General features: G+C 46.4%; 15 protein-coding genes. 3 read left to right on the top strand and 12 right to left on the bottom strand.

The window, feature by feature from the left end:
* Positions 1-42: 42 nt before the first annotated feature.
* Positions 43-1,086 (bottom strand): pectate lyase family protein, encoded by a 1,044-nt coding sequence (locus MKY28_RS03850; protein ID WP_445670881.1) that lies wholly within the window; start codon positions 1,084-1,086, stop codon positions 43-45.
* Positions 1,087-1,375: 289 nt separating this feature from the next.
* Entirely contained in the window at positions 1,376-2,218 is an 843-nt protein-coding gene (locus tag MKY28_RS03845) for an AraC family transcriptional regulator (protein WP_101315012.1), read from the bottom strand.
* A 114-nt stretch (positions 2,219-2,332) separates the two neighbouring features.
* Here MKY28_RS03845 and MKY28_RS03840 point away from each other — a divergent pair, with 114 nt between their 5' ends.
* Complete coding sequence (locus MKY28_RS03840; protein WP_340934994.1) at positions 2,333-4,318, top strand: beta-galactosidase; 1,986 nt, start codon at positions 2,333-2,335, stop codon at positions 4,316-4,318.
* Between the two features lie 123 nt (positions 4,319-4,441).
* On the opposite strand, the gene MKY28_RS03835 is transcribed toward MKY28_RS03840, so the two are convergent.
* From MKY28_RS03835 to MKY28_RS03805, 7 genes are all read right to left on the bottom strand, one after another.
* Positions 4,442-5,581: a DUF4179 domain-containing protein gene (locus MKY28_RS03835; protein WP_340934991.1), complete on the bottom strand. Its 1,140-nt coding sequence runs from the start codon at positions 5,579-5,581 to the stop codon at positions 4,442-4,444.
* The gene (locus MKY28_RS03830) at positions 5,571-6,119 is read right to left on the bottom strand and encodes a sigma-70 family RNA polymerase sigma factor (RefSeq protein ID WP_340934989.1); all 549 of its coding nucleotides are present in this window, start codon (positions 6,117-6,119) and stop codon (positions 5,571-5,573) included. The genes MKY28_RS03835 and MKY28_RS03830 overlap by 11 nt, the downstream gene beginning before the upstream one ends.
* Before the next feature lie 179 nt (positions 6,120-6,298).
* Complete coding sequence (locus MKY28_RS03825) at positions 6,299-6,700, bottom strand: hypothetical protein (protein WP_340934987.1); 402 nt, start codon at positions 6,698-6,700, stop codon at positions 6,299-6,301.
* A 34-nt stretch (positions 6,701-6,734) separates the two neighbouring features.
* Complete coding sequence (locus tag MKY28_RS03820) at positions 6,735-7,061, bottom strand: hypothetical protein (protein WP_076318774.1); 327 nt, start codon at positions 7,059-7,061, stop codon at positions 6,735-6,737.
* A 14-nt stretch (positions 7,062-7,075) separates the two neighbouring features.
* Complete coding sequence (locus MKY28_RS03815; RefSeq protein ID WP_340934985.1) at positions 7,076-7,723, bottom strand: SMI1/KNR4 family protein; 648 nt, start codon at positions 7,721-7,723, stop codon at positions 7,076-7,078.
* Between the two features lie 27 nt (positions 7,724-7,750).
* On the bottom strand, positions 7,751-8,431 hold the full coding sequence (locus tag MKY28_RS03810) for a hypothetical protein (RefSeq protein WP_340934983.1): 681 nt from the start codon (positions 8,429-8,431) through the stop codon (positions 7,751-7,753).
* Between the two features lie 28 nt (positions 8,432-8,459).
* Positions 8,460-8,927, bottom strand: a complete 468-nt coding sequence (locus MKY28_RS03805) for a DUF6386 family protein (protein WP_340934981.1) — start codon at positions 8,925-8,927, stop codon at positions 8,460-8,462.
* Between the two features lie 188 nt (positions 8,928-9,115).
* Between MKY28_RS03805 and MKY28_RS03800 the strand changes: the two genes are divergently transcribed.
* A complete protein-coding gene (locus tag MKY28_RS03800; RefSeq protein ID WP_036617371.1) occupies positions 9,116-9,493 on the top strand; it encodes a PilZ domain-containing protein in 378 nt (125 codons plus the stop codon).
* A 75-nt stretch (positions 9,494-9,568) separates the two neighbouring features.
* Here MKY28_RS03800 and MKY28_RS03795 read toward each other — a convergent pair whose 3' ends face one another.
* Together MKY28_RS03795 and MKY28_RS03790 are read right to left on the bottom strand one after the other, a co-directional pair.
* On the bottom strand, positions 9,569-10,912 hold the full coding sequence (locus MKY28_RS03795) for a uracil/xanthine transporter (protein ID WP_257468256.1): 1,344 nt from the start codon (positions 10,910-10,912) through the stop codon (positions 9,569-9,571).
* A gap of 49 nt (positions 10,913-10,961) precedes the next feature.
* A complete protein-coding gene (locus MKY28_RS03790) occupies positions 10,962-11,549 on the bottom strand; it encodes an ankyrin repeat domain-containing protein (protein ID WP_101315079.1) in 588 nt (195 codons plus the stop codon).
* A 184-nt stretch (positions 11,550-11,733) separates the two neighbouring features.
* Here MKY28_RS03790 and MKY28_RS03785 point away from each other — a divergent pair, with 184 nt between their 5' ends.
* On the top strand, positions 11,734-12,636 hold the full coding sequence (locus MKY28_RS03785; protein ID WP_101315078.1) for a LysR family transcriptional regulator: 903 nt from the start codon (positions 11,734-11,736) through the stop codon (positions 12,634-12,636).
* 71 nt (positions 12,637-12,707) lie between these two features.
* On the opposite strand, the gene MKY28_RS03780 is transcribed toward MKY28_RS03785, so the two are convergent.
* Positions 12,708-14,618 carry a beta-glucoside-specific PTS transporter subunit IIABC gene (locus MKY28_RS03780; RefSeq protein WP_076252801.1) on the bottom strand — a complete coding sequence of 637 codons (1,911 nt, stop codon included), beginning with the start codon at positions 14,616-14,618 and terminating at the stop codon, positions 12,708-12,710.
* Positions 14,619-14,687: the final 69 nt, after the last annotated feature.

Genomic DNA, 14,687 nt, shown 5'->3' with positions numbered 1-14,687 from the left:
CAAGACAGGCCTTTTGGGTCGTGAAAGGATGTGCAACAGCTCTTACTTTCCAAATACAAGTGTTGTATTGGAGGAGCCTGCATACTTGGTGACGAACTCACGCGCGTAGCTGGAACTTTCTACCTGATAACTGTAATTGGAGCTTGGTCTCCAGTTCGTTTTAGGAGAAGTCGGACTATTAAGCGCTGGTGTACTGCCCGTATCCGTAAACTCACCTTTTCCTTTGTCATCCAGGATGCCTCCCTTTTCAGCGCCGGCACCAAAGTAGTTGTTTTCGGAATAAATTCGTGCTTTTTCACCAATTGTGATGGCCTGATTAAAGTTGTTTGCATAGTTGTTTTTGAGATGGAAGTAACCATATCTTAAAAGTCCAGGACCACGTACATATAAATTTTCAAAATAATTGTTGGACATCGTCACATGAGGTACTCCATTGTAACTGCTGTTACCATCATTCGGATGACCGAGGATGACGCCATACTTATGGTTCGCAAATTTGGAATTGCTAATCGTAATATAGTCGGCGCGATCGCCAATATACAGAAGTTTGTCCAGATCACTACCGCCAGAGCTGTAGCTGTGACCAGCAAACGTCACATGATCAATCCAGTAATTGGAGCCTGAAGTGATATACATCTGGATATCATCATTGGCATTAATATTGGAAGCGTGTTCAAAAGTCAGATTCTGAAAAATCACATTGCTTGAACTGCTTGTGGATCTGAAATGAATATTCGTTAATGTATGTTTGCCAAAGGAACCTACAAGTGTCTTGTTGGCTCCAAATTCAACCTTTTGAAGCGTGGAGGAAGAAATATTCTGTTCGACGACGACAATCTTGGCTGTAGAGCCCGCCATATGTGTTCTCAAGTCATTGAGATTACTAACGTAAACCACCTGACCGTTCTTGCCACCTGTCGTAGCTGACTTGGATACACCATTTTCATTCTTGGCACTGCCTGCAAAACCAGTCAACCCGTTCGTACCTGTGTTCGGATAACTTGCCGCACCATATGTAGATGGGGCTGTGGAGACAGTTAACAACAATAGAGTTACAGCGAGTAAAAGCATCGAAAATTTCTTCAAAATTTCACCATCCTTTATAATATTATCCTCAAAGACAACTCGATTATATCGTGTAACTTTGGCTGTGACAATACAAAAATTGCAAAAAGACAACAATTATCATTTTTATGCAACAGCAGATCAGATATAGTGAAAAAACATAAAACCATGCTATTCGTTCACACAAAATTGAGCCGCTAATTAGCGGCTCTATTAACGAGTACTATGTGATCCAACTTGGAACTGATCCACCCTTGGATCAGTTCCTAAAGCCTCTGACAAAAACACATCGCTTGCGGATAATAATATGTTACGACTTCTGATAGCTGCGGCGGAAGAAGCCAGGTGTAATTCGTTCCAGCTTCTTGAAGATGGCTCCATAATAGCTGGTCGATTCGAAGCCGACTTGACGAGCAATATCCTCCATCCCGCGCTGCACATTGTCGAGCAGCAGTTCCTTGCTCTTGTTGACTCTTACCTGATTAACATAGCTAATGGGACGAATACCTGTCGTCTTCTTAAACAAATGACAGAAATATTCTGGTGTGACACAGATCAATCCAGCCAGCGTTGGCAAAGTGATCTCTTCAGCATAATGCTGTTCAATATAGTCCAGAACCGGTTTTAATCGCTCATACTGCTGCCCGACCGTATCGCTGCCCTCAACAGATACGCGTTGAATAATCTCTGTCAATAAGGTATAGAGAATGGCGGAGCAGGCGTAATTGCTTAATGTCTGCTCTTGTGGTGTTAAGGCAGCTTGCAGCAACTCCCGCATTCGGGAGAGAAGGTATTCAGGTTGTGCAAGCGTGTATACGCATGTGTCGACAATGCCCACGGTTTCAAATAAGTTTGCTGACCCGTTGCCATCGAAAATGATCCAGTCGACTTCCCAACTGTCGGATAGCGCATAATATTCGTGCTTCTGTCCAGGAAATAACAGCATGCCCATACCTGGCTTGACGATATGTTCCGTTTCACTTAGCTTGAGCTTACCCACACCGCTGCGGCATTGTATCCACTGATAATCCTCAATGCCTTGGTCTCGGCGGATATGCTCCTGTTCATGATGCAGGCCGATGCCAAGTAAATAAAAAGGGAGCAGCTTGTCTCGGGCAGATAACACCGGAAAATTACGATTGGGATGAGGCATACGACTAACTCTCCTAATCTTAATATTGTTATATCATATTAATTATTTAAGATATTCACTCGAATTAATATAACATATAATCGCAATATATTGATAAATAAAGGAGATCACAGGATGACAATTAAGATCGGAATTGATTATTATCCAGAGCAATGGACCCCGGAGTTATGGGAGAAAGATGCTAGACTTATGCAACAGACAGGGGTTGCAGTTGTGCGAATGGCGGAGTTCGCCTGGAGCCGAATGGAACCGACTGAGGGTAATTATCAGTTTGAATGGCTGGATGCGGCTATAGAAGTATTCGCTTCGCGTGGTATGGAAATTGTGTTATGCACCCCCACCAATACCCCGCCAAACTGGATGACAACCCGTTATCCGGATGTGCTGCCCATGGATGAACAACGCCACATCATTCGGCCAGGTGTGCGTGGACATCGTTGCAACAACAGCCCTTCCTTGAGAATGCTGGGTTCCAAATTTGTGGAAGCGATATCACAGCGCTATGGACAGCATCCCGCAGTCATTGGCTGGCAAATCGATAACGAGATGCACTACCAGGAATGCCATTGTGATACATGTAATCGTGCATTTGTCGCTTGGCTGCAAAAGCGTTATTCCAATCTGGAGGAGTTGAACCGGGAGTGGGGAACGGTCGTCTGGAGTGGTGAGTACAGCAGTTGGGCTGAGGTAACAACACCACTCGGTGCCAGCAAACCGATGAATCCTTCCTATCTTCTGGAGTACAAGCGGTTTTGTTCTGACAGCGTAGGCTATCTGCTGGGATGGCAGCTTGAGATTTTACGCCGTAACTGTCCAGGCCAATTTGTGACGCATAACATGTGGCAGTATCCGAATAGCCTGGACTATTATGATATGCACAACGAATTGGACTTCGTCTCTGTTGATTATTATCCGAATGAGCTGTATCGCGATTATGGCGATCGGTTTCCGAGGAACGGAGCGCTTACGCTGGACTTGGTTCGCGGCATCAAACGCCGGAATTTCTGGGTAATGGAACAGCTCAGCGGAGCACAGGGTGCCTGGATGCCGATTCAGCGCACCCCGTATCCTGGACTGATCCGAGCTCGCTCCTGGCAGACAATCGCCCGCGGTGCGGATATGGTCGTCCATTTCCGCTGGCGGAGTGCTACCGGCGGAGCCGAACAATTCTGGCATGGGCTGATCGACCACAGCAATGTTCCTGGACGCAGGTTCAGGGAGTTTGCCGAGCTTACTCGCGAGGTGAACCGGTTAGGAGAAATGCTCGCCGACTCAACCATTGTTACCCAGGTTGCTATTCTGCATTCGCATGATCAGCACACAGCGCTTTCCCTTCAGCCGCAGGCGGAAGGGGGAATGCACTATATAGACAACTTGTCCTTTATGCATAATGCATTTCTGAAAATGGGCGTCGGTACAGACGTTATCAACTGGACTGAGGAACTCGATGGGTACAAGCTGGTCATTGTCCCTTCCCTCTTCCTGTTAAGTGAAGAAGTAGCACAGCGGCTGGAGCGATTCGCAGCCAAGGGTGGTACGGTTGTCCTTACCAATCGGACTGGTGTGAAGAACATGAGGAATGTATGTGAGATGCTGCCTCTGCCGGGGCTATTGGCGGAAGCGGCGGGTGTTGTCGTAAGTGAATATGATGCCATCGGCAACAGTGAGCATCGGATACGGAACGTGGAGGGCAAGACATTTGCTGCGAAGCAATGGTGTGATCTACTGGAACTGCGAGGGGCAGAGCCGATTGCCTGGTATGACAACGACTTTTACGAAGGTGTACCAGCGGTTACTGTCAATAAGTTTGGTGAAGGTGAAATATATTATGTCGGCACTTGGCCGGAGCCATCGTATTTCTATCAGCTGTTTGAAGGCATATTGAAGGAAAAGGAATTGGCGCCCAAAATCCAGTTGCCGGAAGGTGTCGAGCTGTCGATTCGAACGAAGGGGGAGCAAAAGTTCCTCTTCCTGATCAATTTGATGAATGAGCAACGAGAGATTACGCTGGACGTTCCTTATCGCAGCTTGTTGACCAGCGAGAGGTTGGATCAAAAGTTGACCCTTCCAGCTCTGGGAGTAGATATTTTAACTGTATAAGATCAGCCGTTTTCATATTTAAAAAGGGATGTCTCACAAGGCTTACGACCTTGAGGGACATCCCTTCTCTGCTTTCACTAACATCCACCTAATCTGAATAAGAGTATTGCCAGTTAGTTCATCTTATTTGATTTTGATTTCCAGTTCATCATTCTTGGCTTCCTGCAAATCATCATAGACCTTATCTGGTTTACCACTAAGTTTTAACACCATGGACTCCGGATGGTCCAACAGATTGCTACTGAAAGAATACATCATTCCATCTTCCGATCCGCTTCCACCTACCATGGATAACTTGGTCTGCTTCCCATTACGGGAGGTCGAAATGATCTCGATAGGCCGAACAATCTCGTTGAGCGACAACTTCGTTTTGTAATCAGTCTCTTGATCAGGTGCATGGACAAATCTGACCCGAGTTACCAGCGGAGACACCTCCACCTCCGACAACAAGACCTCATAGCCTCCAAGAACAAAAGTCCGATTAACGTTAATGATTTCCGTTTTGGGGATAGAAAACTTGGGATCCAGAGGGAAAGAAACATTCATTTTTTTGGAGAATTGATATTTTCGTTCCTTCTCCCCGTTGCCTGTATAATCCACCACATCTGGTACAACTGAAGACAGCTGGAATTGTAGATTCACTTGATCAGGCAATGGTTTATTTCGATTTCGATCAATTGTACTTCGACCATACACTATATGCTTATCCTTCGAAAAATACACACCGCCTGAGCTTCCGTTGTCAAGCAAATCGCCTGTCAATGCATCCGTCATCTTCATATTGACAGTCGAATACATCTCCTGCGAAGCATCCGTTTTGGCAGTATACAATACCGTTATTCTATTCTCATCTGCCATAACTGCATTCACAGTAAACGCATATATACCCGATGTAACCGTCTGATCTACAAGTTGCACATACCCATTATTAATTGCTGATGTTATCGTGGTTTTTTCCACATCGGTTGCCAACTCACGAAAGGGTTCAAGTACTCCCCAATGGGTCACAGGCTCAGTATATGTTGCCTGCTCTTGACCATAACTCCCAAGCGGACCTAAGAGAAACCAACCAGCAGCCAGGGCCGTGATCAGCACTGCTGTGATCCATTTGATACGAACGGTCCTACCTGATCGTTTTGTTCTGGCCTTTGCGAGACCACGTTGAATCGCAACAGTCGTGTCCGCCGGATTCCATTGCTGGTTATCTCTTTTCACCTGATATGCGTCTGCAAGAAGTGCTTTCTCCTCCGGGTTAGTGGTCATGCCAATCCCTCCTATTCCTCATCAACTTGCGCAACTGCTGGAGCCCCTTGTGCTGCCAGGTCTTGATCGTCCCTTCCGGTTTGCCGAGGATGGAGGCAATATCCGTCAGTGTCATGTCGTTATAATATTTCAGCAATAATACATGGCGATATTTTGGTTTCACCTTTTGCAAAAGAGATTCCATAGCTATTCGATTATCATCAACGCTAATCATCCAAGACGCCGGAATGCTGTCCTCTATATCCTCCTTCGCCAGAGGTGTCGCCCGCTTGCGGCGCCTCTGCTCATCGATGCAGATATAGATCAGAATCCGAATGATCCACGACTTGAACGCCTTCTCATTGTTCAGCGTCCGACGCTTGATCCAAGCCCGGCACGTCATCTCCTGTACCGCTTCCAGCGCATCTTGCTGGTTACGCAGGTAACTGTAGGCAATGGACATGAGCGTATCTTGATGTTCCATAATGGATTGCACAAATGCCGTCTCGTCTTCGGTCTGTACATATATCCTCTGGTTCATCTCTGCTTTTGTTTCCACCCCGCATCCCTCCTTCTCTCTCTTTCTGTGGTATAAGACGGGTGAGTGAAGCAAACGGTTTTTAATATTTGTTCATCAAAAAAGCTCCGCCATCATTATGAGGGAGCTTGATTACATAGCACTTCGGCTGCCGGTATACTGAATTACGTACACGAATGAACAATCCAAGATCAACTAACTTACAGGTTGCCGGTGACTTCGATCCCGTCAGCCAATTGCAGATGGTTTTTCACCCAAGCTGTAAACTGATTCAAAAAGTTCCGTAATTCAGGCTCTGCAACCACCTGTTGATCCAGCTCTGATAAAATCCCCACCCACACATCCTTCGTAATCGGATTCTCCCAGCAGGAATCAAGAGCCTTCATCTCTTCTCCAGTTCGCGGGTCAGTTAAGGGAAATGCACGATCCAATGCGGGACAAATATAGTCAAAGTCTTCATTATATATGAACAGCATGTCTTCCATCTCTACTTCAACCGATTCTTGTATGTATAAAGGGGATAAAACAAAACCCACATTCCGCTGTGGACCTTGATACTGATACATGAGCGCAGGAATTGTTCTCTTTGATTTTTTAGCCATATGCTCCTCCTGTTTCAGGCAAATCTTCTACCCATCAGAGTTCAAACCAGATTAAACCACCATCAACCCGCCTGGTTTCTTGCTCCATCTGATGCATCCAGCTCCGCGCCTCTTCACCCCAGATATGAAACAAACAGTAGATATACGAATCCCCATCCACAATCTCTTCTAACCCGGAAGCTTTTTCTATCCACACTTCAAGGGCTCTAGGCCAGGAAGGATCTTCACGTTTCAATACAAAGCCGTTGGCTTGGTGTTCCAAACTATACACTTCGGTAAATTTTAATGAACTTGCCAAACGCTTCACAACTTCAGGTAAAATCGCAGGCTCCGTTGTTCTAATCCCATATTCCCAGCCCATATGTACAACCTCCTTCAGACTTCGTTCGCTCCAGATTGTTGCTTTTGTTCATGCATTTGATGGATTGAACGATCCAACCACAACTCATACCAGTCCAGAAAATGTAATCGATTCGTATTGCCCCAATACTGATCAGGATAGATTCCATTGCGGTTAGCCCGGTCATCAACCCAGATCTCTCCGTAGGAGGCCCCCTTAACAACCAGATTCATGGAGACGCCACAACCAAAATCACTGATGCGCAGCATGCCTGCCGACCATTTTGGATCAAAATATTCATGTTCCAGCGCTTCCCATTCCTCTTCTTCCTTGCTATCATCGAACCAGTCATAGTTCCAGTTCCATGCTTCCGTGAATTGGAAAGGGTCCGAGACCGCGTTCAGCTCATCGTCATAACCAAGCACAGCGTATACGCCGTCATCCGGGTTTTCCAGACCATAATAAGGCCCTGCACCACCCGTTCCCATATGAAGAAGCCATACCTTATAGTCCTCCGGCAACTCAATTCGCCATTTCTGTTCAAATTGCGTAATATCCTCCTGTGTCCATACAGGTACCATCTCATATTCATGGTTTTCTGCGCCAAACAGCTCCAGATCCGGGTCCAGACTTCGGAGAGTGATCAACTTTTCACGCATACGTTCCAGTTGTACATTGTACATGGCCTACTTCCCTCCTTTGCTACTCCATTACGTTTGTTCCACGGCGTACCCGCGTTGCTGCAACTCATCCAGTGCTGCTGCCACATCTCGCTCAGGACACAACTGCTTAATCAGTCTGGCGGTCACCGGTTTTTCTTCATATACTTCAGCTACGGCTTCCAACGGCAGATCCGGCAAGTCATAGTACCCTTTGGCCCAATCAACGTAATCTACCGGGTTCTTCTCCAAATATCCCAGTAAAAATTCTGCGCCACCTCTGGCGTCCGCTTTGTCTTCCTCGGCCATCGCCAGCTGAATCCAGTTACCAACCTTCCATGGCAAGTCGTTCCCTTCCTGCCATAGGCAAAAGGTCACATCCTCCAGATCCAATGTTTCCTCCTGATCTCGCAGAACTGCCATCAAGACCTCTGGTACTTCATCGTACATGCCCGAATAGATTTCGCCGTCCTCACGAGCATGTGGGCTCAAGGGTGACTCATGATCGAATCCTTTGATCAACGTGCCTGAGTTCGTAAACAATACATGCAGATGATCACCTGCGCCGTTATTGATGCTTCCCCATGCCACACCTGGCTGAATTTTATCTTCATAATGATGAACGCGTAGCCATTCTTCCTCCGAAAAAATGATATCCAAAGCAGTGAGTATTCTCATCCGTTTACGCAGGGCATCTGCATTCATCATCGTTATCTCGTTCCATTCCTGCATATGAATCCCTCCTGTTCGTATATGTACACTATATCCGGATTAATTCATCCAGCGTGTTATTTCCCTGAATACTTGGTGTCATGACAATGGTGATCCGACTGGCTTCTCTGGAGACGATACACGCATAATTTCCCGGCTTTAACTGAAACAGAACCCCTTCACACGTCTCATCCGGCTCCAATTCACCGCCAGTGACATCATCCGCCGCTCCCAGATAGACGTGCCCAGACGGAACTTGCAGATGATACACCTTTTCCCGTTCCGCTGCGTGATCTGGATCTGAATCCTCCTCCACATCCTCCAGGCTCCATTCCACCTCATACACTCCATCCGCACCCAGATTCAAGAACAGACAATGACCTGTATTCACCTCAGCCAGCTCATCCACTGGAATGGACCACCAGTCCGAAGTATCCTCAAGCCGATGTTTTAACGCTGCCAGATCATACAGGCACAATGTTGCCGTATCTGTAACCATTTGAAATGTTCCTCTCATATTCACCCGTCCCTTCTGTCTGATCCAAGTCTGACCTCAGAAATATATTCCATCATTATATCAAGCCTGATACACGTGTAAAAGGAACCCACGGACCATCTCTGCTTGCGCAACTCTTCATTTCTCGCTCCAAATGGTCGATATAAGCATAACTGACTTTTTTTGAACCTGATGGAGGAAGCCAAGCCATGTCAATTAACAATAGAAAAGAACCCTTTCGATACACATTGAAGGAACCGATCCACTTTGAGATCTATATTCTCAGCATCAACGGGGTTAACGCACCAGCCAAGCCCATTCAGGCTGAACTCTGTGACATCAGTCGATCCGGCTGTCAGCTGTCATTTCCGCTATCCCTTCCTGTAGAGAATAACGATATTCGGATTGGAATGAATATGCTGCTTTTTGAAGACCCTCTATATATGGAAGGCACTCTCCGCTGGGGTCAAGAAAAAAATACCTCATGGCACTATGGGGTTCAACTCGAAATGCAGGATGGGAACCAGGACCGTCTCTCTAGAGAGATGCGAATGCTTGCAGGACAAGGCAAAATCATTGTGAAATAGTTAAATAGCCTTAAAACCTGTAACAAAAACAAAAAAACAGCCCAATCAAATTGGACTGTCGCAAGATGAAACTCTTTATGCCGCTTTACTAACTGTCGCTGGTTGTTCCATTTTGGACCAGTTCACGGTTTTTTCAAGAACCAGTGAAACCAATACCCCTATGACGAGACCATTACTTATGATCGGAATGAGGTACATGGGCAAAGTTTGAAAGGCCTCCGCAGGAATATTCATGACCGCAACTCCCGTGAGGACCGGCAACGCTACACGATAGATCGTTTTAGAATTAAACGTCGTACCTTCAAGCGTTCTAAGTGCCGTGCCAAACATCTGAAGATAAGCCACGAACAAAACCGCACTGCCGACGCTTGGTGGTATTTGTGCAAAAAATGCTGTCACTGAAGGTGTAAGACCTATCACACATAACATCCCCGCTCCAATAATCAAGGCAGCACGACGCAGAATGCGAGTACTCTCCAGGAACCCGATCGATGATGCAAATAAACCAAAGGGCAGCACACCTACACAGGCTGACAACATCGTGAACAGACCCGTTAGCGCATAGGAATGCCTATACTGACGACTTGTTGTTTCTGTCCGGTATAGTTTCTCAACTGTGCTTAATGTGGTGATCGAATTCGTCATGTTCACCAGTCCCACGAAAAATGCAGTAATGACAATACCCGGTTCCCATCTGGGCGCTCCCCACGGAAACAGTTCGAGACCAGCCGGGGCCTGATTCGGCTGTCCGCTATGTTGTCCAGGAAACAATAGACTATAAGCGATCCAGCCTGCCACAATCCCAATCAGGATCGCGTAGTTCCCCAGCTTCCCCCTGCCCTTTAATTGAATCCATGCCACCAAAAATGCAATGACAACGGACAATGCGGCAACAGGCAGATCGAATCGACCAAACTCCGTATATCCAATCATACCTTTGAAAAAATTCATGGTTAATTGAATCGTCATTAAGAACAACATGGCACTCTTCACCATAGGTGTGAACAGCTTTTGCAGCACTTGCGCTGCTCCCAGCCAACCCAGAATCACCATCGTTAATCCCGCTAACAGAAAACCTGCAGCCAGCCCACCGCCAATACGCTCCATACTCATACCGGCCGATGAAGCAGATACCGTCAAACTTAGCGTCAATCCCCACCATAATCCTGACGGACCATCCATAATCGCATATCGATGACCAAATACGGCTTGAAGAATACACACTGCTCCGGTAAGGATAAATGCGTGCTGCATGGAGGCAGCGATGGCATCCGGAGACAGATGAAAATTATGTCCAATGGATAGCGGAACAACAACGGTATTGGTAAACAGGAAGAAAAACCACTGTATACCTGCCAAAATCAGTGAAGATACGTCCTTCATATTCTTTTGTAAAAAATGCTCTTGATGTCTGTTCATTCGTTTGGAATATCCTTTCACTGTTCTGTATCATAAATGTATAGCCTTTTCAGACTTGGGTTAATAGTCGTTCCATCTCGGTATACCGATGCCGGTTCGCATGTGCAAGCGGTGTAATCCCGTCCCGATCCGCAATCTTTGGATCTGCACCATATTGTAAAAGCAAGGCAACAATCTGCTGGTGACGCGGCCCACCATCTCCCAAAATGACCGCTTCCAGCAAGGCTGTCCACCCCAGGTTGTTGATATGGTTCACATCCACATCACTGCGTGTCAGCAGAAGCTCCACAATGTCCACGTGGCCCCGATCCGCTGCTGGGATAAGGGCTGTGCCGCCAAAACGATTCGTTAACCTCGTATCTGCACCTGCTGTGATCGCCAATTCGACCATGTCATACATACCCTCAGCACTCGCGTATAACAGCAGGTTGTCCAATCGTGCATCCCGAAGATTAATGTCGGCTCCGGCGTCCACTAACATCCTTGCCGTGTCTATCTTGTTACCGTGCACCGCAGCCAGCAGAGGTGTTCGCCCCAATGCATCCCGTTCATTCAACCGGCTACCCTGTTGTGTGATAAATCGAATGACCTCATCGGTATGGCCCGCTTGAGCAGCATCATGTATTGTTCTAACCACGTTGTTTTATCCTCCAATTCAAGGTCTTTCTCATGCAGTAATATTCATATAGAAACCAAACCCTGTTAGTCAGGTATGCAAATCTAATGTATGGTAACATAAGATCGTAGTATATTAAAAATACATGTTTTGTTGCCTTTCCATATGAATTACATATACATTGCAGGCGAAGGAGAACAACCACTTGGATATCAAACAATGTCGCTATTTCATTGCCATTGCTGAGGAGAAACAGATTACAGCCGCAGCTCGAAGACTGCACATGGCTCAGCCACCCTTAAGTCAGCAACTAAAGTTAATGGAGGAAGAGCTTGGCGTAATTTTGTTTGAACGCAAAGGACGTATGATGGAACTAACGCAGGCGGGTCGCAGCTTCTATGATTATGCGGTTACCTTGACCAAATATATGGAGGAAGCTGTAATGGAGATGCAAAGTTTCCGTCACGGCATACGGGGCAAACTCGCCATCGGCATCAATACCATATCGGATCGCCTGATCCCGCAAGCACTGCAACAGTTTCGCACCACCCACCCACAGGTTACCTATAAAATTCAACAAAATGAATCTGCGCAATTATGCCGATTGCTGGAAGATGGCAAAGTTGAACTTGCCTGTGTACGCATGCCTGTCCAGACTGAACGTTATGAGGTTCTGCATCTGCCACAGGAACCCCTTTTCTACATTTCTTCAACACCGCTTGATAGTCCGACAGAGATGGGACCAGGAGTGGAGATGGGGACTTATTTTGAGCAGCTTACAGGTATCCCTCTACTGCTTCCAAGCACAGAAGGACTCGGTATGTTCGAGCTAATTTTGGACAAGTTTCGGGAGCATCAGGTTACCCCCTCCATCATGGGTGAGTGCTCAGACATTAATATGTTGCTCGAGCTGGTCCGACTCGGCTTTGCCAGTTCCATCGTGCCTCACACGGTACTACAGCTATATCACGAGCACCCATTTCACGTATATCGCATTCAGGACCAGCATTCCACGGTTGGCTCGGCGCTGGTCTGGCTGCAGAACCGCTATCTGTCCAAGCCTGCACAACATTTTGTGCAATTGGTTCAGGGGATGCTTTCCGTGTAAAAGGCTATAAGCAAAAAAACAGCAGCTTTACCGGATTACATTCCAGTGAAGCTGCTGTTTCATTTTTATGGTTAAGCTTTAGCTGTGAACAACAAGTCTTTTTCTTTGATCGTAGTGCGACCAGCAGACTCAATCGACTCATACTGATGCATATTTGTAATAATGACTGGTGTAATCGTTGTGTAACCGGCTTTTTCGATCTGTTCCCGGTCAAACTCCATCAGTACATCACCTACAGCAACCTTCGCACCTGCTTGAACTTTAGGAGAGAAGAATTGACCTTTCAGCTTCACGGTATCAATCCCGATATGAATCAACATCTCTGCGCCTGTATCACTTACCAGACCAATGGCATGTCCACTCTTCGATAACGAGAACACGGTTCCGTTGATCGGAGATACGACGCGACCTTCAGATGGTTGAATCGCGAATCCTTTACCCATAATCTCTTCAGAGAACGCAGGGTCTGGCACTTCGCTCAGCGGTTTAACTTCACCTGTGATCGGGCTGAATACTTGCTCATCTTGTGCTTTTGCTTCTTCAGTTACAGCAGCAGAAGTTGTTGCTGCTGGTGTTGCCGGCTCTGCTGCTGGTGCAGCTACTGGCTCCGATGCATTTTCTTCTTGGAAGCCCAAGATATACGTAATGATTGCTGCCGCTACGATGGCAATCAAACCACCAACCAAAGCATAAATCAATGTGCTAATTGCTGGACTGACAAATGCCGCAATACTCGGCAGACCTGCAAGTCCTGTAATAACATACGATTTAACATTGAAGATTCCCATGAATGCACCAGCAATAGCACCCCCGCTGAGAGCTGCGATAAATGGTTTTTTGAACTTCATGTTGATACCATACATCGCTGGTTCCGTGATCCCCATAATAGCCGTAAGACCTGTGGAATAGGCCAGGGATTTGGTTTTGCTATTTCTCGATCTGAGACCTACACCAAATGCTGCACCACCTTGTGCCAAGTTAGCTGCAAACATCAGTGGAATAATAAAGTCGTAACCCAGTGTTGTCATTGAACCAACAACGATTGGCAGCAACGCATAGTGCATACCTGTAATGATCAGCAGTGACATCGTACCACCAATCAGGATACTTGCGAAGATGGACATGTTGTCGAACAACCATGAAATACCACCGGACAAACCATTACCAAGAACCGTACCCAATGGACCTACTGTCATCAACGTCAGTGGAACCATAATTAACAAGGTAACTGTTGGAACAATGAGTAACTTAAGTGAAGCATGTATAACACGATCAACGGCTTTCTCTACATATGAAGCAATCCAAACGGCCAGAACAATCGGAATAACTGTAGAAGAATACGTTGCCGCTATGACTGTAATCCCCATAAAGGATGAATTGTGACCATCGGCCAGCAATGCTGTAATGGTCGGGTGCATAATGCCCGCAGCAAGCGCCGCGGCAATATACATATTACTACCCAGCTTACGTGCAGCACTGATCGCCAGAATGATTGGCAGGAAGTAGAAGGCACCGTCACCAATTGCCGACAAAATGATATAGGTTGAACTAGTATCGGACAACCATCCAAGTGCGACAAGGATAGCCACGATCCCTTTGATCATACCTGCACCCGTAATTGCAGGCAGGATTGGTGTAAACATACCTGAGATGAAGTCGAACAGCGCACTTATTGGATTTCTCTTTTTCTTCTCCCCAGTTGAAGCGCTTGAGGTTGCATTATCTGCGTTTGGTGATTTGGACATGTTGCCAACGAGTGCGTTATACACGATAGGCACATCGTTACCGATGATAACCTGGAACTGTCCACCGTTCTCCATCACGCCCATAACGCCTGGTGTATTTTTCAGCGTCGCTTTGTCCGCTTTTTGGTTGTCATTCAGGTTAAATCTGAGTCTTGTCATACAGTGTGTGACTTGATCGATATTCTCTTCCCCACCAACAAGCTTCAAAATGTCCTTGGACAATTGTTGTTTATCCATTGTGTTTTGCTCCTTTTATGTGTAATGAAGGTTAAAAAAAAACCTAAACACTGAATAATGACAAAGCAG

Source organism: Paenibacillus sp. FSL R5-0473 (genome assembly GCF_038004565.1).
Taxonomy (GTDB): Bacteria; Bacillota; Bacilli; order Paenibacillales; family Paenibacillaceae; genus Paenibacillus; species Paenibacillus amylolyticus.
The sequence above is the reverse complement of the archived record's forward strand: the minus strand, read 5'-3'. Positions and strand labels throughout refer to the sequence as shown.